We start from the raw sequence: 18,216 nt of genomic DNA, 5'->3' as shown, positions 1-18,216 counted from the left end.
CATCGGCGATACCATTCCCGCATTCGGCATGGATGCCATCGGCGATACCATTCCCGCATTCGGCATGGATGCCATCGGCGATACCATTCCCGCATTCGGCATGGATGCCATTGGCGATACCATTCCTGCATTCGGCATGGATGCCATCGGCGATACCATTCCCGCATTCGGCATGGATGCCATCGGCGATACCATTCCCGCATTCGGCATGGATGCCATCGGCGATACCATTCCCGCATTCGGCTGGGCAGCCATCGGCGATACCATTCCCGCATTTGGAAATGCTGAGGCTCCTTCAACCATATGGCTATTCTCATACTCAAAAGGGCTTACCATTGGATGACCATATCCCCATCCAGGGCCCGCTCCGAGCGGCATAGTCGAAGGCGATGGATAGCTGCCTACGAACACTGTCCCTGGAGGACATTCGAATGATTCATCGTCACCTTCACTTAGCGGACTTACCATGTTGCTGAATGGAACGGGTTGATGCCAGCCGCCGTAGCCTGTTTGTGCAGGCATTATCATTGGATGTCCATAACCGTGTCCCATCTGTGCTGGCATTGTCATTGGATGTCCATAGCCGTATCCGCCGAACATAGGCTGTTGTGCGACTGGTGATACCGCTTCAGGCGCTTTAGGCAAATCATATAAAGATAATGCCTCCGTTGCCGGAATGCCATATTGCTTGAACAAGTCAACATTAGGCTTATATTCAGAGTGGATCGGTTGAAGCTTCTTCTCTACCGGCTTCTCGATCGGCAGCGCTTTTTTCGCCGCAGGCTGAATAGGCGCCGGCTTAGGAGCAGGAAGATTAGCCGGCGCTTCAGGCTTCACAATAGGAGCCGCTGGCTTTGCGATAGGAGCCGTTGGCTTTGCGATAGGCGCTGTCGGCTTCTTTTCCTGAACAGGAGCGACCGGTGCCGGCGCTACCGGCGCTACCGGAGCGACAGGCATGACCGGAGCGACAGGAGCGGGTGCCACAGGCGCTGTCGGCGTTTTACCCGGGATAGGGCCCGTAGGCGTTTTCCCTATAATAGGAGCTGTAGAAAGCTTTCCGGCCAAGCCATGTACGCCTTGCATGAAGGAAGTAGGATTAAACGAATGTGCTCCGCCGGTACCATGCCCTGCGCCGTTTCCGCCCGGCACCTCATGCATCGAATCGGTAACCTTTGGAATGTTTACAATCTCGCCGGTAAGCAGCACGTTCGGATTTTTGAGCTGAGGATTCGCTTTAATCATGTCCGCAAGCGGCACGCCCCAAGCCTTTGACAGCTTCCAAAGCGTATCACCCTGTTTTACGATATGTTGATGCATGATGTCCATTCCGCCTCCTGAGCCTCCCGTATGGCCCGATGGAATTTTCAACTTCATTCCAACATCGATGGCATCCGGATTAGTGATGCCCGGATTCAGCTTCAAAATCTCTTCCAACGATACATTATACTTTTGGCCGATAAAGTATAACGTGTCGCCTTTTTTTACAATATGGATTTTCACTCGCTGTTAACCTCCTGTCACGTTCTGAATAACCAGGCACTGCTAATGCCTATTATCAATCCTTACATCCTATGCAGAATATGGGCATGTGTCTCCACTTTCACAAAAAAAATAGTAAAAAGCCGAGCTCACCCCGAAGGGTAAACCCGGCTTTTTTTATAAGAATGAACTATTCAAACACTTTTACACCGTCTACAGAGACGATTTTTCTAAACTCATGAAGCAGCTTCGTTGTAATCGGGCCTGCCTGTCCAGACCCGATCTTGCGTCCATCGACCTCGCGTACCGCTATTACCTCAGCCGCCGTGCCTGTAAAAAATACTTCGTCAGCGACATATACGTCATGAAGTGTAAACGGCTCTTCCTTCAGCTTGTAGCCGTGGACGGCACAAAGCTCCATAATCGCAGCCCGGGTTATCCCTTCAAGAGCGCCAATGTAACATGGCGGAGTGAAGACGGTGCCGTTTTTGATGATGAAAATGTTATCGCTCGAGCCTTCGGCCACATAGCCGTTGGAATTCAGCATAATCGCTTCGCCGACACCTGCTAAATTGGCTTGGATTTTCACCAAAATATTGTTTAAGTAGTTTAATGACTTAATCTTTGGATTCAGGGCATCCGGTATGTTGCGGCGCTGCGATACAGACACCGATACGAGACCGCTCTGATAAGCTTCCTCAGGGTATATGGCAAGCTGCTCTACAATGATGATGACCCATGCAGCAGGACAGCGCTTTGGATCTAGACCTAAATTGCCCGGACCGCGTGAGACGATGAGGCGGATATAGCCGTCGCGCATTTCATTCCGGCGAATCGTCTCCACGAGCGCGGACTGCATCTCCTCAAGGGAGAGGGGAATGTCGAGCATGATTGATTTTGCCGAATCAAACAATCGGTCAAGATGCTCCTTGCATTTGAAAATATTGCCGTTATATACGCGGATGCCTTCAAAAATTCCGTCACCGTACAAGAAGCCGTGATCGTAAACCGATATTTTAGCGTTCTCTTTCGATACATATTCCCCGTTTAAGTAGATCCATTGCTGTGCCATGTCCTGCCTTACACCTCCAAAAAGTATGTCGCTTGCGCTTGATGGTTAAGCGTTATTGCTCTCTGCAAAGCTTGGATAGCTGCCCAGTATACGAACCTGGCAGCCAATCGCTTCGATTTCTTGAATAGCAGCGGGCAGCAGTACCGTATCGAGCGCCATGTCGATGTCGATAAAGAAATAGTAATTGCCCAGCCTTTTCTTGGTCGGACGGGATTCAATGCGGGATAAGTTGATTTTGCGCCATGCAAAGGCAGAAAGCACCTGATGAAGCGCACCTGGGTAATCCTCAGGCAGCGTTATTAATATGCTCGTTTTCATCTTATCTGATTGACGAGTCGTATATGGCTCCGTTCCGACCAATAAGAAACGGGTATAATTGTTATCATGATCCGTAATGGCGCTTGCCAGCACATCAAGCTTTTCATTCGCGGCTGCCGTCATCGTGCCAATGGCCGCCCATCCGGCATCCGGGTTATTTTGAACGATACGAACGCCTTCGGCTGTGCTGCTTACATGTTCGGTCGCGGCATGCGGCAGATGCGTGCGTAAAAACTGCAAACACTGCGCAATGGCCACAGGGTGGCTGATTACTTTAGTAATGCGTGAATAATCAATTTCCCCTTCATTGTTCAGCAGCTCAGAACGCCGGCCGATCAGGTTCTGGATAGACGGGTACACCCACTCCGCTTGAATCGGAATATCAACTTCATGCACGAGCCAGTCCATATGCAGGCTGACGGAGCCCTCAATCGTATTCTCGATCGGAATGATGCTGTAATCGCTTATCCCGTTCACCGTAGACAAGAACACATCGGAAATAAGACGATGATGCTTACAATCAATCTCTTCACCGCGAAAAAAATGTCTAGCCGCCTCATCCGATACAGAACCGGCCGGTAATACCGCTATTGTCTTCATACCATAACGTCTCCTTTAATTCTGTCCGGAAGAGGAATGGCGAACTGCTCGGAAATATCCTCTACCGTAATTTGCGGGCCATGCACGCATGGCGAAAGCCATAGCGTCTTCGCATCGATACCTTCCTGCTTCAGCGTATTCAGCAGAAATTGTTCCAGCGGAGTTTTGTCTGAGCTGTCATTAGCCGCAATGACCTCACTATCGCAATCCGGCAATTCGTTCAAGTTATTGTCCTCGACAAATGCGATCAGTGTCGGTCCTGCTCCGCTAAGCGCAACGCCAAGCGCGCCATGTTCAACCGCTTGCTCCAGAATGGTCGACATGCCGGGAATCAACGCAGCACGGTAAGGCTGGTGCAGCCGGTCCTTCATCGCATGACGGATGATGCCCAGTTCGCCGCTTGCAAGCGCAGCGACAAGCAAAGAACTGCGGCCGACATTAAATATGGCGTCTGCCATACTGATCTGCTGCGGCAGCGCATGACGCGCTTTCTCCGTCGACAGCTGGAAGGCCGGGATCGCGACGAGCGTCTTGAGGCTGTGATGCGGCTCTATCCGTATGTAGTCAGCCCGCTCCCCGTCCCAAGCGGAGACGACAATGCCCCCGAATAAAGACGCGCCCACATTATCAGGATGCCCTTCTAATGCCGTTGCCATTTGAAACAGCTTATCATCAGGCAGCGGGCTGCCGATCAAAGCATTCGCGGCAACGAGCGCTCCCACAATAGCCGATGCGCTGCTGCCAAGGCCGCGCGTAAGCGGTATGTCGCTGTGCATCGAGATTGAGAGCTCCGGTACCGCAGCGCCCGCCTCCTTGAAGACAAGCTGTGCAACCTTATAGATCAGATTCGACTTATCTTTCGGCAAGCCTTTCAGTTGATCGCCGTAAAACTGGAATTCCGTCTGGTCAGCGACGCTCATCTCGATCCATGCGTATAACGAGAGCGCCATTCCAAGCGTATCGAAGCCTGGGCCTAAATTGGCCGTACTTGCCGGCACTTTTACGATAACTCTGCGATTATTCATGCGTCCTTACCCTTCTACGCGGTAGACGCTCTTCACTTTGTGAACCACATCCAGTGATTCGAACGTTGCGAGTACCTTCTGGATGGCTGCTTTATTGGCATCATGAGTGATGATAATAATTTCAGCTTCCGGATTAGACGGAGTCGGCTGCTGCAGCACGGACTCCAAGCTAACTTCGAAGTCAGCGAATACTTGCGTGATGCGTGCAAGCACGCCGGCGCGGTCTGCTACTTTTAACAGCAAGAAATACTTGGACGAGATTTGCTCATCGGTTTTCAGCTTCTTCTCCTTGTAAGCAAGGCTTCCCTGCATGCCGTTGACGCCAAGCTTCAGGTTTTTCACAACTGCGACTAAATCGGACACGATTGAGGTTGCCGTCGGAAGCTCGCCTGCTCCTGCGCCGTAAAACATCGTTTCGCCAACCGCTTCGCCATATACGTAAACCGCGTTAAATACGCCGTTAACCGATGCGATCGGATGCGATTGCTTCACCATCGTCGGCTGCACGCTTATGCTGATCAGATCATCCTGACGCTCTGCGATGCCAAGCAGCTTCACTTCGTAGCCAAGACGCTTCGCATACAAAATATCCTCTTTGCTTACCGAAGAAATCCCTTGAACCGAAACATCCTCAAGCGCTACGTTCGCGCGGAAGCCAATGGTAGCAAGGATCGTCATTTTGCGCGCTGCATCAAGTCCTTCGACATCCGAGGTTGGATCAGACTCCGCATAGCCCAGATCCTGTGCTTCCTTAAGCACGTCCAGATAAGAAGCGCCTTCTTGACTCATTTTTGTCAAAATATAGTTTGTCGTTCCGTTTACGATACCCATAATTTTATTGATACGGTCGGAAGAAAAGCCTTCAACGAGCGTACGAATAATTGGAATACCGCCAGCTACACTTGCTTCGTAGAGCACATCGCACCGGTTTTCCTTAGCTTTAGCCAAAATCTCGGGACCGTGCAGCGCCATCAAATCTTTATTTGCCGTTACGATATGCTTGCCGAGGGAGAGTGCTTCCAAAATATATTCCTTCGTAAGACCAATTCCGCCCATAACCTCAACGATTACATCAATGTCAGGGTGACGGATAATATCCCAAGGATCCTCAGTAAGCTTATCAGAATCAATCGTAATATTACGCGCTTTGCTCTTGTTCTGAACGAGTATCTTCTCGATAACGATCGGTGAACCGACCTGACTTGCCAAATCCTCTTGATGACCTTCAACAATACGGACGACGCCTGTGCCAACCGTTCCTAGACCTAACAATCCTACTTTAACCGGCTTCATATATACCCTCCATTATCTATTAACGTTATCCTTGTCCGATGACCGAAGCTTTTCTTACGCCTGATTGGCTGCGAAGCATTTCGACCAACGATGACAGTTCCCCGGAAAGCTGCGAAATATCGACTGAAATAACGACGTTGGCAAAGCCTTGAAGCGGAATGGTCTGATTCATCGTCAGCACATTGCCTTCCAAGCTTGCTACCATACTAAGCACGTTTGAGAGCACGCCCGACCGATGCTCTAAATCCATGGAGATCGTCGCGATACGTTCACGTTTCAGCTCATTGAGCGCGTAGACGCCATCTTTATACTTGTAAAAAGCGCTTCGGCTGAGTCCAGCGCGTTCAACCGCTTCATGAACAGTTGCCACATCGCCCCGGCTAAGCATCTCTTTCACTTGTATCGTCTTCATAATCGCTTCCGGTAAAATGTCCTCCCGAACGACATAATAGCGTTTAGTCACTATTCGTCCTCCTCAAAAAGACAATTGTTCACCTATAGTGGACATTATATCGGAATATATGGCTATGGGCAATAGGCAAAAAAAGAAAAGACGGCTTCTGCCGTCTTCGTTCCCTGCTATGCGCTCGTGCTCTAGCCATTTGGATTGTAGTCGCTGCCCTCGAAAAATTCGAATGCGAAGTCGCCAATTTGTACCATATCGCCGTCTTTGGCACCCATCTTGCGAAGCTCGGCATCGACGCCCATTTTGCGCATCGTACGCGCAAAGCGCATAACCGCATCGTAGGAAGTCAAATTCATCCGCTTCATGTATTTATCAATACCTTCGCTGACGATAACGTACACTTCATCTTCCTTATGGATGGTGAATGTCGTTTCTTCACGCTTCTCGTAGGTGTAGACTTTGCGTTCAGCAACATCCTTCACGTCTTCGATTTCAACATGCTCGGACACCGTATCGAGAACATCAGCCGCTTTGTAGAGAAGCTCCTGAACCCCTTGCTTCGTTAGCGAGGAGATCGGCAAAATTTCGTATTTGCGGTCGCCGCTTACTGCAGCAAGCTGCTCCTTGAACAGCTCAAGCTGCTCCTCGGAGTCCGGCATATCCATTTTGTTAGCTGCGATAATTTGCGGCCGGTCTGCCAGCTTCTCGTTATAAAGCACAAGTTCTTCGTTAATTTTCACCCAGTCTTCAAAAGGATCGCGTCCTTCGGAAGCGGACATATCGATAACATGGATAATAACCCGTGTCCGTTCAACGTGGCGAAGAAACTCATGTCCAAGCCCTACACCCTCGTGTGCCCCTTCGATTAAGCCCGGCAAATCGGCCATCACGAAGCTGCGGCCATCACCTACGTCTACAACGCCGAGATTTGGCGTTATCGTCGTAAAGTGATAAGCGCCAATTTTGGGCTTGGCTCCAGAAACGACGGAAAGCAAGGTTGACTTGCCCACGCTAGGAAAGCCGACAAGACCTACATCCGCCATAACTTTAAGCTCAAGCACAACCCAGCGCTCCTGACCCTCTTCACCGTTCTCCGAGATATACGGAGCTGGATTGTTCTGCGTAGCAAAGCGGATGTTGCCGCGTCCGCCGCGTCCGCCTTTTGCGATGACAATCTGCTGCCCGTGACGCGTCATATCCGCGATGATTTCCTGCGTGTCATCATCCACGATTACGGTTCCCGGCGGGATGCGAACGATCGTGTCCTCCGCGCCCGCACCATGCATGCTTTTTACTTTTCCGCGCTCGCCGCGGTTAGCCTTGAAATGCTTCTGATAGCGGAAGTCCATCAGCGTGCGAAGCCCTTCGTCAACTTGAAAAATCAAGTCGCCGCCGCGGCCTCCGTCACCGCCTGCCGGACCGCCTTGCTCGACATACTTCTCACGGCGAAACGAAACGATACCATCGCCTCCGTCGCCGCCCTTTACAAATATTTTCGCTTTATCGACAAACATGTTGTGCCCCCGTTCATGCGCGCATTTCCGCCCTCAGCAGCATCTTTGCATACGGCTGCTCGAAGTTGATCGGCTGCATTGGCGCGCCTTCCAACTGCTGTTGTATTTTTTGCTTCCATTGCTGTTCGTTCATTAGTTCGCCGTCATAATAGAAGGCTGCATACAGCGCTTCCTCATCCAGCGACAGCTCCAGCGTAAGAACAGCAGTATTACCGTAGCCAGGCTTCGCCGCAAACCGATATGCGTTAATCGTTTGAATGAGCGTGTCGGCTATTTGATCGGCATCTGCCGTTATTTCATTTAAGTGAATATCGCCTTTCACAACGATTTGCAGCTCCAGCGTATTCGTTATCGTGCGAAACGATTGAATATAACTAATGAGAGAGGGGACGCCAAGCTTAGAAATGCTGCTCTCTACGGCCATTCGTCCACTTATTTTCTCCACATACTCGGCCGCTTTATCCAGCTTTTTGAGCCGAATATAGCCGAATACGACTTGTAAATCATTCATCCAGTCATGGCGATGATGATTGAGAGTCCGTATAGCAGAATTTTGCAGGGATTGAATCATCCGCGTAGTCCGCTCCGCGTGCTCTTTCCGTTCCGTTCGTATCCAGTAAGTCGCTACAGCTATAAGCCAAACGAGAAAGACAGCAGTTAACCACACTTTAGTGGGCCAAATAAGTACTGCGGCACTAGGCAATAAAATCGTTGCCGCCGCGTAATATTTCGCCGTTGTTAAGCGTTCCATCGATTAAACCTACTTTCTTCGTATTTCCTAGCTTATCCAGTATATCATGCGGCCGTCCTACGGTCATCAATCTCGAAATAAAAAAAAACCGGCCAAGCGATGCAGGCCGGGTCTTGGTGCATATATAAGGTTGTATTAAGCTTCTACTGCTGCAGCTACCGGAGCTTGAACAGCTGGATATACGCTCACTTTTTTGCGATCGCGTCCCCAACGTTCGAACTTCACTACGCCTTCTACTTTTGCATAAAGCGTATCGTCTTTCCCGATGCCTACGTTAGTACCTGGGTGAATTTTTGTTCCGCGTTGACGAAACAAAATGCTTCCAGCGGATACGGTTTGACCGTCAGCACGTTTAGCGCCAAGGCGCTTCGACTGCGAGTCACGTCCGTTCTTCGTGGAACCAACACCTTTCTTCGAAGCGAAAAGCTGAAGATTCAGTTTCAACATAGTTATTCCCTCCTTCTAAAAGGTTTGTGAAGCAAACCTACTTCGGAAGCGTAAGCTTGAAGGCTTGTGAAGCAAACCTTCCTCGACAGCTTACGCATTAAGAAGTTCATGAATTACGACATGCTTGCCGTATGATTTTGCGATAGTGTCAAGCATAACCGCCATCGATTCCAGCAGCAGCTGCATCCGACTGTCTGAAGCCTCGTCTGCAAGCGTCGGAATATCCGACGATAGCCAGCCGTTCTTCATCTCGACGGGAAGCTCTTCTCCTGCTAAAGCTTCGATCGCGTTAACGGTACCAACCGATATGGCCGATACGCCCGCACAAACGATATCCTTGCCGGGCTTCGCATACTTTGCATGTCCTTCGACTGCAAAAGATACGATCCGTCTGTCAGCGGCTCTCCGTACAAATGTAACAGTTATCATCGAAATTCCTCTTACGCTTGGATTTTCTCGATTGTTACTTTTGTGAACGGTTGACGATGACCTTGCTTACGACGATAGTTCTTTTTGGCTTTGTATTTGTAAACGATGATTTTTTGGCCTTTACCTTGTTTCTCGACTTTACCTGTTACTGTAGCGCCGGAAACAACCGGAGTTCCAGTTACAAGACCGTCACCTTTAGAAACCGCCAAAACACGATCAAACGTTACGCTCTCGCCTGCTTCAGAATCCAGTTTTTCGATGTAAATAACATCGCCTTCCTGAACTTTGTATTGCTTACCGCCTGTTACGATGATTGCGAACATTGTTGGTGCACCTCCTTATTTTCGAAGACTCGCCTAATTCAGGTGGCTCACGGCTTGCACCGTAAACGCTTATTTACCCAATCGGAGCGGTACTTGTACATCTCATTCCTCACGAGGTACGAGACACACACCCAAAGATTGTATCATACTATGCAAGCTATATCAATTGCTGCACGAAGAAAATTATAACTATTTAAGCGTCTCGTTACGTTTCCGATGCGATCCACAGCTCTCGCAGCGCTCCGATAGCTGATGGACAGCGTTCTCGCGAGCCTTCTTGCGGGTCAGCTCAATCAATCCAAGCTTGGTCCAGCCGAGAATCGTACATTTCGTTTGATCGTTGCGCGCCTTCTCAATGAGACTCTGCATCACCTGCTCGCGATGCGTATCCTGCTCCATATCGATGAAATCAATAATGACAATGCCGCCGACATCTCTTACTCTAAGCAATCTCGCTATCTCATCCGCCGCTTCCATATTCGTACGAAAAACCGTATCCTCGAGACCGGAGGTCCCAATAAATTTCCCCGTATTCACATCGATGACCGTCAGTGCTTCCGTCTCTTCCCAAATGAGATGGCCGCCGCATATAAGCGGGATTTTCCGTCCGAACGCCCTTGTCACCTGCTCTGTCACCCGGTATGTATCAAATAAGGACATTCCTTGTCTCTGCTCAAATCTTTTCAGCCTCCCGCGCAGCAGGGGAGTCATTTCTTCAAGCAGCGCTGACGCTTCCTCAAATCTCGTTGCATCATCTATCCATATTTCATCCATGTCGATCGTTAAGGTGTCCCGAACGGCCCGACGCATAAGCCCTGCCTCCCGGTGTAGCTCAGAAGGCGCATGCGCTTCCAGGCTCCGCTCAGCAATTCCATGCCAAATCTCTCTTAGCTGGTGGACGTCGGTTTTCAGGGAGCGCTCGCTCTCGCCGCCGGCCGCCGTCCGCAGAATAATGCCTTCCTCCCGCTCGCGCAGCTTCTCGCCGATCGACCGCAAGCGCGCCCGTTCGCCGTCGGTGCTGATTTTCTTAGAAACGCCGACATAATCGGCATTCGGCATATAGACGAGCCACCGTCCGGGCAGCGTGAAGTGGGTCGTTACCCTGGCCCCTTTACCGCCGAGCGGCTCCTTCATTACCTGGACGATCAGCTCCTGGCCCGGTATGACAAGTTCCTGTATCAGCGGCTTATGTTCAGGCTGTTTTTCCAAATGCGGGTGGAGCAGCTCATCAATATACAAAAAAGCATTTTTGGCTAGTCCAATATCAACGAACGCCGCCTGCATGCCAGGCAGAACATTCACGACGCGGCCTTTATAGACATTGCCTACCAAGCTGCTTGCTTTAGATTTTTCCATATAAAATTCAACTAGCCGGCCATTGTCCAGCACTGCGGTTTGCAGCATTTCACCATGTACGTGCATCAACATTTGCTTCATTCCCGCACATCACCTGCCAGTACGCTTTTCATCTATTTTAACTGAAAAGTTCCGATACTGCACGATTGGGGTTACTTTCGGACAAACAGCCCTCAACAATTTTCTGCTCAGGCAGCACTTTAACTTCCTTACTATCCGCCTCCACCATATAAATTAAATGGTATCGTTCCCTTCGAAACAACCTGGCTACGGAGATGATCGACTGCCTGCCGCTAACGATTATAGGACTAGCTATATGCCCCCTCGTCAGCGCTTGCAAGGTTACACGCTCCCGGTACATCAGAAAACGAAAAAATAAAAAGGGAACATTTCGGTAGTAAGTCCAATTCGTCATGATGAGAAATAAGCCGACGATCAGCAGATTGAGCTGCACGCCATCCTTATAAACAAGCAACGGCAGCAGCGAGCAAACGATCATAAGCACGCTGAACAACAAGCTTATGCGGGCTGACCATATAAGCATTTTATAGTAATTGACGGTATAGCTTAAGGCAGCCTGAAGCAGCTTTCCGCCATCCAGCGGGTGGATCGGGAGCAGGTTAAACAACCCGATCATGAGGTTCGCTTTCCACACATATTCTGCCCATTCAAGGTCCCACAGCCCAAACTGTCCGCAGATCCAAGCAGCTAGTCCCATCCATACGTTCTGCAGCGGGCCTGCAATGGCTACGATCGCTTCCTCCTTGGCGGGCACCCCGCCGGCCTCCTCAACCTCTACGACTCCGCCAAACGGCAGCAGCTTCACTTCCCGCACCGTCCAGCCGAAGCCCAGCGCTACGATAACATGGCCAAGTTCATGCACCAGCACGAGCAAAAACAAAGTAAACAGCTCCGCAAAATAGCCCGTCATGACCGATCCCAGCATTATGATAACAAACAACGGATGGACCGACCATAAAATCCCTTTCCATCTAATCAATCGGTATCACGCCCACCGGATCGATATACAGGTCATTTTGCTTCACTGCAAAATAAAGCAGGCTTGGCTGCGTGCCCTCCGCCTTCAGCAGGCTCCCGATAGGATCGCCCGCTTCAACCCAGTCATTCACCTGCACATCCGTCTTTCCGAGCATCCCGTATATCGTTACACGCTTGTTCGCATGCTGAATGACGATCGTTGAGCCTTGTTCACTTTGATCCGTTAATAGCAGCACGCGCCCTGTCTCGGCAGCGACGACCTGCTCTTCGGATTTTCCGGCGAGCTCGATGCCGCTCAGCAGCTCCGCGAAGGTTCGCACAAGCGATCCCCCTTGCAGAGGCGCTACGATTGGCAGCTTCACCGTGCCGTCCGCGCCTACTGCGGGCTCGCTGTTGTCCTCAAATATAGGAATGAAGGAGGGAGCGCCTGCGAACGTTTCCTTGTACCATGCGGCTGCCGCGGCAAAATCGATCTCATCGGTGAGCGCCTGCTTAACAAGTGCTTGTCCTTTAAGCGTATATTCCGTATCGTAGCGAAACATCGCCCATACCGCTCCAAACAACAATACCGCGATAGCAAGCTTCCACTTCAGCTCATTGCGGAAAGGATGCTTGCTGCGTTCGTTTCCCGGATCTTTTTTATTCGTGAGATCAGGTCTTTTGACGAAGCTTTTATTTTCGCTAACGCCTTTGTCCTCACTCCAGCTAACCCACGGATTCGGGTTTGTTTTCCATACGATCTCGGGATCAAGCTCTTCCCTCTCGTCAACGTAAAAATATTCATGCTTATTCGGAACAACCGGTTCTGGATAAATGTCCTCCGTTTGTTCTGCCTCCTGGTTCCGGTCCAGCAAGTTTTTAATTTTTTTCTGTCTGCGCTGCTTTACGCCATCCTTCATTTGCATCTCTCTTTCCTCCCCGCTTCCGTCGCCGCTGCGACAGCTTTTCCTTTATACATGGATATGTGGGGAGTGAGACAAGTATGCGGGTAAGAACTGCTGCAACAAAAAAGAAGCCATCCAAAAACGGATGACTTCCCTATTTTTAATCGGCCAGCTCATATTTCTCTTGATGCGCTTTTATGCTGAACACAAGTCCGATTGACAGCATATTGAGCAGGAGAGATGTTCCGCCATAACTTATAAAAGGCAGTGTAATTCCAGTTATCGGCATAATCCCGATCATCATCCCAATGTTCTGGAACACCTGGAACACGTACATGGACACAATCCCAATGACGATATATGATGCACGCAAATCATAACATTTGAAAGCGATAATGATCATCCGGTAAATGAGCAAGAAGTACAGGAGCAGCAAAATAGCTGACCCCTGGAAACCGAATTCCTCACCGATAACGACGAAGATCGAGTCCGAATAAGGGTAAGGAACGAAGCCGCCGTTTTTCATATCCCCTTGCAAATAACCGTCGCCGTTTAACCCTCCGGAGCCTATGGCGATTTGCGCATTTTCTGATTGGTGCCTATCATTGGCCGTTGCTTCCTCGGGATTAATAAACGTATTGATCCGCTTATGCCAGTGACCCATTTCATGATCGTTCAGGTAATTAAAAATTTCCTGATTGAAGGTATTGAAGAGGGAGACAAATAGAACTAATCCAGCAATTACGACCGCTAATCCCGTAATAACGTGCGAGTACTTCACGTTTCCAATCCACAGCATGCCTAGCACGATAACCAGATAGATGATCGCATTTCCAAGATCGGGCTGAATCATAACGAGCATGAAAGGTAAGAAAGCGAAAGCGCCTATCGGCAGCAAATCTTGCGAAAACGTAAGCCGGTCACCCTGCCGACGCCCCATAATATAAGCTATTCCGATAATGAGCACGATTTTGACAATTTCCGCAGGCTGAAAGGATAAGCTGCCGAGCTTAAACCAGCCTCTCGCACCATTAATAACCGCGCCAAAAAAATAAACGAGAATCAGCATGGAAATGCCGATTCCGTAAAGGACATGCCAGCTCTTAAGCATAATCCGGTAATCAAATAAAGTAGCCCAGATTGCGATAAAGAACCCCAGCCCGTAAAAAATGAGCTGTCTTGTATCGGACCCGGCATATTTCGGGAAATTTGCAGTAGCACTATGGATAACAACCGTACTGATAATCATGAGGAATACTAAAATAATTAAAATTCCCCAGTCCAGCTTTTTTAGTTTGTTAAGCAAATCGTTATCATCCTATTCCAAGGAACTTACGGAAACGTTTAAAAGCTCCCGCCTTCTCATCCAGCAGCATGAGCGGAACCATATCTCCTAGTATGCGGCGTGCGATGTTTCGATAGGCGATAGCGGCACGTGAAGCCGGATTCATAACCGTCGGCTCTCCGCTGTTTGCGGCAGAAATAACTTTCTCGTCGTCGGGTACGATCCCGACAAGATCAATAGCCAGTACCTGGCAAATTTCATCGATATCGAGCATCTCGCCGCTTTTCATCATATTTTGACGAATGCGATTGATGATAAGTTTGCTTGGAATCTTCTCTTGCTCGAGCAATCCGATTACACGGTCCGCATCGCGCACGGCCGCATTTTCCGGAGTCGTTATAACGATAGCCCGATCAGCACCTGCTATCGCGTTGCGAAAGCCGTGCTCGATCCCGGCAGGGCAATCAATAATCACGTAGTCATGCTCTTTCTTAAGCTCTACTATCATATTGCGAACCTGCTCAGGCGTCACGGAATCCTTATCCTTCGTCTGTGCAGCGGGAAGCATATAAAGCTCATCAAAACGCTTGTCCTTCACAAGCGCCTGATTTAAGCGGCAGCGGCCTTCGGCCACGTCTACCAAATCATAGATGATCCGGTTTTCCAATCCCATGACCACGTCCAGATTGCGAAGTCCGATATCTGTATCAACCATACATACCTTCTTGCCAAGCAAAGCTAGCGCGGTACCCAGGTTTGCAGAGGTGGTCGTCTTGCCGACGCCGCCTTTACCTGATGTTACAACAATCGCTTCCCCCATGCTCTACACTCCTTTAAACATTATAGGATTATGCCGTACGCGGAATAATTGCGCTAGCTTGTCAATTTGCATCCGGCCTTCGTTTAAGAAGGCGAATTCCATTGCTGCATCGCCGGTCATCCATTCCTCTGGCGGTCTGCTGATCACATCTGCTATACGAAGCTGGGTTGGCCGCATGAATGATGTCGCAATGATAACGTCGGTCCGTCCGCCAATTCCCGCATGCGCAGTGCCGCGTAAAGCTCCCAGCACGTAAATATCGCCTGTGCATAATAAAGTGCCGCCTGGATTCAAATCGCCGATTAAAAGTAAATCCCCGTCATGCTCATAGGTTTGACCAGAGCGTACAATAGACGTGAGCACTTGCAAATTAGACTGCTTCTCTTGCTGGGAATCGACCTTTGGCGCATCAGACTCAACAGATTGAATCATTAAATTTCCTTGCGACCTTATCACATTTTTGATCCGGTCCTTGTCATCCTCCGTCACTTGTCTTGCGCCAAGCTTCACTTGGATGTGAACGAGAGGACCTGTGAGCAGCTGTTGATGCGTTTTTTCCAGCTTGTACTGCAGTTCATCTAAAAGCGTCGCGAATTCACACTTATCGTCGAGAAGGAACACGAGACCTTCTTTTACACCCTTTATAATAATATGCTGCCTCTCGGTCACGTTCGTCCCTCCCCAACCTAATGGATTCTTGCTCCGTCTAACAAATTCCTGCATGCACCGCTATTTTATTCCTCAGACTTCTCCGATTTCACTTTTGTCTGCCCTTCGAACCATTTTCTGGCAGGTACATAGCAGGCAAGGGCAAAAGCCAGCTGCAGAAATAAACTTGGAAGGATATGATCGATCAGTGCCCATGCGTAGCTTTCATTCGTAATCCGAAATACTCTGTAGATGAAAAAAATGACGCTGTCATACAGCAGGCAGGCAAAACCGACAATTGAAATCGCCATCATGATCGTTGAACGACGGCGCTCCAGCAGTACGCCGGTAAAATAACCCATCAGCCCCATTATGAAAGCATTTATGCCAAGCAAATGGCCAAAATAAACAACATCCTGAAGCATCCCAAAGCTTACTCCAAGCAATAGGGCCAAATGTCGTCTGCTGTAGAGTCCGGAGAAAATGACTACAACAAAAACAAAGTGAGGAATGATCCGATGACCGAAGCCGGCCGGAATGATCCATGGCATCACGGCTCCCTCCACAATGAAAAGGAGAAACATAAGCAGGAGGATTCGGTTCATGCTCATTTCCCGGCTTCCTCCAGTTCAGGAACCTGAACGACAAACACCTCGGTCAAATGATCAAAGCTGGCCGCGAGCTTGACCGAAGCAGTATACGTGAGACCAAAATCGCCAAGCTGCATCGTTTCTACCGTTCCGACTACGAGCCCTCTTGGATAAACGTTGCCTAGACCTGATGTGATAACTGTATCTTGTATTTCCATCTTATCGTTTTCGGCGATCTTCGTCATAACGAGCCTGGACGTTTCTTTGTTGTAGCTGCTTAAAATACCGAATGAGTCATTCTCGCGTCCCATGATCGTTACCGCTATGGAATTGAACGTTGGCGATGCTTCGTCCAGCTCCGTGATCGGGGTTACAGCAGCTGTAAAAGGCGTAACCGAGCTTACGAGTCCGATCAAACCATCGACGGTCGTTACGGCCATATTCGGTTTAATGCCATTTTTCGAACCCAAATTAATCATCATCGTCCGATTGTTCGCGTCATTGCTGACGGATATGACCTGCGCGATCAAATAATTATAATTATACATTTCCTTTTGCTGCTGCGTGAACTTAAGCTCTTCCTTCAGACGCTCATTCTCTTTCTCTACGAAATTATAATTGATCTTATCGCGAGAATAAGCAGCCGCAGTAATGCGCAGCTGTTCGTTTTCTTCATAGATCGTACGCAGATTGCCGATATCCTCAAAGAAGCCCGCTATATAACCAGCGGGCTTGTAAAACCATTGCTGCACGTATGCTGCCGAATCCTTCACAAATTTTTCCGGCCAAGTCAATTCCTTGCGATCGCTTAGCGAGAAGCCGATGACCGCTATGCACAAAATAAACCCGATCATAAGCGTAAACATACGCTTATTCCGCATCAGCCTAAACAGCTCGATCACCTGCCCATATCATATCCGTTTCCCCATTAGACGTTATCTAGCGTCTCGAACGAGAAGCTGATCTAGCTTTGAATAAATGAATGTTATCGAGTGAACGGCCCGTACCGATCGCTACGCAATCAAGCGGATTATCTGCAACGATAACCGGCATGCCCGTCTCGCGCTGCAGCAGCTTGTCCAAATTGCGAAGCAAAGCGCCGCCTCCCGTGAGCACGATTCCCCGGTCCATTATATCGGCAGACAGCTCCGGCGGACATTTCTCCAGCGTCACTTTAACCGCATCGACAATGGCGTTAACCGTATCTGCTAATGCTTCCGTAATCTCATCGGATGAAATCGCAAGCGTCTTAGGCAGACCCGAAACAAGATCGCGTCCGCGGATTTCAATCTTTTCCGGACGATCGAAAGGAAGCGCTGAACCGATTTCCATCTTCAGCTGCTCTGCTGTTCTCTCCCCGATCATGAGGTTATATTGCCGTTTAATGTACTGAATAACCGCTTCATCCATCTCGTCGCCAGCCACTCGAATAGACCTTGCCGTAACGATGCCGCCTAATGAAATAACGGCAACTTCCGTCGTTCCGCCGCCAATGTCGACAACCATGCTGCCTGTCGGCTCCCAAACGGGCAAATCAGCCCCGATGGCTGCTGCGAACGGCTCTTCAATCGTATATGCCTCGCGAGCTCCCGCTTGCTTAGTCGCATCTTCAACCGCGCGTTTTTCGACCGCTGTAATGCCTGACGGCACGCAAACCATCACGTTTGGATGGCGCGGGAATAAAGAGCGCTGTTTTTGCGCTTGGCGAATGAAATATTTGATCATCGTTGCCGTCGTTTCGAAATCAGCTATAACGCCATCCTTCATTGGACGGACAGCACGAATATTGCCCGGCGTTCTGCCTATCATTTTTTTGGCTTGCTCGCCAACTGCTTCGATCGTTTTTGTATCAGTACGAAGGGCCACTACCGAAGGTTCCCTTACTACAATTCCTTTTCCTTTGACGAATACGAGCGTATTCGCTGTGCCTAAGTCAATACCCAAATCTTTCGAAAAACCACCAAACATGTTGTTGCT

The 18,216-nt window shown here is 49.5% G+C and carries 20 protein-coding genes and 1 other annotated feature; all 20 genes read right to left on the bottom strand.

All coding sequences use genetic code 11. The features are described 5' to 3' along the window. Positions 1–1,500 (bottom strand): LysM peptidoglycan-binding domain-containing protein (locus tag AC0YNZ_RS11855; RefSeq protein WP_475826789.1); only part of this gene is annotated, 1,500 nt, incomplete at its 3' end. A 169-nt stretch (positions 1,501–1,669) separates the two neighbouring features. Beyond that, a complete protein-coding gene (ilvE, locus tag AC0YNZ_RS11850) occupies positions 1,670–2,551 on the bottom strand; it encodes a branched-chain-amino-acid transaminase (protein WP_475826788.1) in 882 nt (293 codons plus the stop codon). 45 nt (positions 2,552–2,596) lie between these two features. Continuing rightward, complete coding sequence (gene pheA, locus AC0YNZ_RS11845; protein ID WP_475826787.1) at positions 2,597–3,469, bottom strand: prephenate dehydratase; 873 nt, start codon at positions 3,467–3,469, stop codon at positions 2,597–2,599. Then, a complete protein-coding gene (gene thrB, locus AC0YNZ_RS11840; RefSeq protein WP_475826786.1) occupies positions 3,466–4,494 on the bottom strand; it encodes a homoserine kinase in 1,029 nt (342 codons plus the stop codon). The genes pheA and thrB overlap by 4 nt, the downstream gene beginning before the upstream one ends. A gap of 6 nt (positions 4,495–4,500) precedes the next feature. Further along, complete coding sequence (locus AC0YNZ_RS11835) at positions 4,501–5,787, bottom strand: homoserine dehydrogenase (RefSeq protein ID WP_475826785.1); 1,287 nt, start codon at positions 5,785–5,787, stop codon at positions 4,501–4,503. Positions 5,788–5,812: 25 nt separating this feature from the next. Further along, entirely contained in the window at positions 5,813–6,250 is a 438-nt protein-coding gene (locus AC0YNZ_RS11830) for an ACT domain-containing protein (protein WP_475826784.1), read from the bottom strand. A 131-nt stretch (positions 6,251–6,381) separates the two neighbouring features. After that, positions 6,382–7,707 (bottom strand): GTPase ObgE, encoded by a 1,326-nt coding sequence (obgE, locus tag AC0YNZ_RS11825; protein ID WP_110774362.1) that lies wholly within the window; start codon positions 7,705–7,707, stop codon positions 6,382–6,384. A 13-nt stretch (positions 7,708–7,720) separates the two neighbouring features. Beyond that, the gene (locus AC0YNZ_RS11820; RefSeq protein ID WP_475826783.1) at positions 7,721–8,458 is read right to left on the bottom strand and encodes a Spo0B domain-containing protein; all 738 of its coding nucleotides are present in this window, start codon (positions 8,456–8,458) and stop codon (positions 7,721–7,723) included. A gap of 135 nt (positions 8,459–8,593) precedes the next feature. Then, positions 8,594–8,905 carry a 50S ribosomal protein L27 gene (rpmA, locus tag AC0YNZ_RS11815; protein ID WP_056629028.1) on the bottom strand — a complete coding sequence of 104 codons (312 nt, stop codon included), beginning with the start codon at positions 8,903–8,905 and terminating at the stop codon, positions 8,594–8,596. A gap of 90 nt (positions 8,906–8,995) precedes the next feature. Continuing rightward, complete coding sequence (locus AC0YNZ_RS11810) at positions 8,996–9,334, bottom strand: ribosomal-processing cysteine protease Prp (RefSeq protein ID WP_475826782.1); 339 nt, start codon at positions 9,332–9,334, stop codon at positions 8,996–8,998. Positions 9,335–9,345: 11 nt separating this feature from the next. Next, on the bottom strand, positions 9,346–9,657 hold the full coding sequence (gene rplU, locus AC0YNZ_RS11805) for a 50S ribosomal protein L21 (protein ID WP_053374798.1): 312 nt from the start codon (positions 9,655–9,657) through the stop codon (positions 9,346–9,348). 15 nt (positions 9,658–9,672) lie between these two features. Then, positions 9,673–9,762 (bottom strand) — a sequence feature (ribosomal protein L21 leader region). A gap of 84 nt (positions 9,763–9,846) precedes the next feature. Then, entirely contained in the window at positions 9,847–11,094 is a 1,248-nt protein-coding gene (locus AC0YNZ_RS11800; RefSeq protein WP_475826781.1) for an Rne/Rng family ribonuclease, read from the bottom strand. 37 nt (positions 11,095–11,131) lie between these two features. Then, a complete protein-coding gene (locus AC0YNZ_RS11795) occupies positions 11,132–12,013 on the bottom strand; it encodes a M50 family metallopeptidase (protein WP_475826780.1) in 882 nt (293 codons plus the stop codon). Continuing rightward, positions 12,006–12,917, bottom strand: coding sequence for a peptidoglycan DD-metalloendopeptidase family protein (locus AC0YNZ_RS11790; RefSeq protein WP_475826779.1), 912 nt, complete (start codon positions 12,915–12,917; stop codon positions 12,006–12,008). The genes AC0YNZ_RS11795 and AC0YNZ_RS11790 overlap by 8 nt, the downstream gene beginning before the upstream one ends. A gap of 139 nt (positions 12,918–13,056) precedes the next feature. After that, positions 13,057–14,202 carry an FtsW/RodA/SpoVE family cell cycle protein gene (locus AC0YNZ_RS11785; protein ID WP_110774357.1) on the bottom strand — a complete coding sequence of 382 codons (1,146 nt, stop codon included), beginning with the start codon at positions 14,200–14,202 and terminating at the stop codon, positions 13,057–13,059. 7 nt (positions 14,203–14,209) lie between these two features. Continuing rightward, a complete protein-coding gene (gene minD / locus AC0YNZ_RS11780) occupies positions 14,210–15,001 on the bottom strand; it encodes a septum site-determining protein MinD (RefSeq protein WP_056629051.1) in 792 nt (263 codons plus the stop codon). A gap of 3 nt (positions 15,002–15,004) precedes the next feature. Continuing rightward, positions 15,005–15,670, bottom strand: a complete 666-nt coding sequence (locus AC0YNZ_RS11775) for a septum site-determining protein MinC (protein WP_475826778.1) — start codon at positions 15,668–15,670, stop codon at positions 15,005–15,007. A 65-nt stretch (positions 15,671–15,735) separates the two neighbouring features. After that, on the bottom strand, positions 15,736–16,260 hold the full coding sequence (gene mreD / locus AC0YNZ_RS11770) for a rod shape-determining protein MreD (protein WP_475826777.1): 525 nt from the start codon (positions 16,258–16,260) through the stop codon (positions 15,736–15,738). Continuing rightward, entirely contained in the window at positions 16,257–17,141 is an 885-nt protein-coding gene (mreC, locus tag AC0YNZ_RS11765) for a rod shape-determining protein MreC (protein WP_475826776.1), read from the bottom strand. Before mreC ends, mreD begins: the two co-directional genes overlap by 4 nt. 37 nt (positions 17,142–17,178) lie before the next feature. Further along, on the bottom strand, positions 17,179–18,207 hold the full coding sequence (locus AC0YNZ_RS11760) for a rod shape-determining protein (protein WP_110774354.1): 1,029 nt from the start codon (positions 18,205–18,207) through the stop codon (positions 17,179–17,181). Positions 18,208–18,216: the final 9 nt, after the last annotated feature.

This window comes from Paenibacillus sp. J2L1-98, assembly GCF_056269405.1.
Note: the sequence above shows the minus strand (reverse complement) of the source record. Positions and strands in the feature narration are given on the sequence as shown.

Bases quoted from the DNA above. Each gene is read 5' to 3' on its own strand.
- AC0YNZ_RS11800 (WP_475826781.1), bottom strand. From the start codon at position 11,094: ATGAAGCAAATGTTGATGCACGTACATGGTGAAATGCTGCAAACCGCA.
- pheA (WP_475826787.1), bottom strand. From the start codon at position 3,469: ATGAAGACAATAGCGGTATTACCGGCCGGTTCTGTATCGGATGAGGCG.
- AC0YNZ_RS11820 (WP_475826783.1), bottom strand. From the start codon at position 8,458: ATGGAACGCTTAACAACGGCGAAATATTACGCGGCGGCAACGATTTTA.
- ilvE (WP_475826788.1), bottom strand. From the start codon at position 2,551: ATGGCACAGCAATGGATCTACTTAAACGGGGAATATGTATCGAAAGAG.
- AC0YNZ_RS11790 (WP_475826779.1), bottom strand. From the start codon at position 12,917: ATGCAAATGAAGGATGGCGTAAAGCAGCGCAGACAGAAAAAAATTAAA.
- AC0YNZ_RS11835 (WP_475826785.1), bottom strand. From the start codon at position 5,787: ATGAAGCCGGTTAAAGTAGGATTGTTAGGTCTAGGAACGGTTGGCACA.
- thrB (WP_475826786.1), bottom strand. From the start codon at position 4,494: ATGAATAATCGCAGAGTTATCGTAAAAGTGCCGGCAAGTACGGCCAAT.
- minD (WP_056629051.1), bottom strand. From the start codon at position 15,001: ATGGGGGAAGCGATTGTTGTAACATCAGGTAAAGGCGGCGTCGGCAAG.
- obgE (WP_110774362.1), bottom strand. From the start codon at position 7,707: ATGTTTGTCGATAAAGCGAAAATATTTGTAAAGGGCGGCGACGGAGGC.
- AC0YNZ_RS11810 (WP_475826782.1), bottom strand. From the start codon at position 9,334: ATGATAACTGTTACATTTGTACGGAGAGCCGCTGACAGACGGATCGTA.
- rplU (WP_053374798.1), bottom strand. From the start codon at position 9,657: ATGTTCGCAATCATCGTAACAGGCGGTAAGCAATACAAAGTTCAGGAA.
- rpmA (WP_056629028.1), bottom strand. From the start codon at position 8,905: ATGTTGAAACTGAATCTTCAGCTTTTCGCTTCGAAGAAAGGTGTTGGT.
- AC0YNZ_RS11760 (WP_110774354.1), bottom strand. From the start codon at position 18,207: ATGTTTGGTGGTTTTTCGAAAGATTTGGGTATTGACTTAGGCACAGCG.
- mreD (WP_475826777.1), bottom strand. From the start codon at position 16,260: ATGAGCATGAACCGAATCCTCCTGCTTATGTTTCTCCTTTTCATTGTG.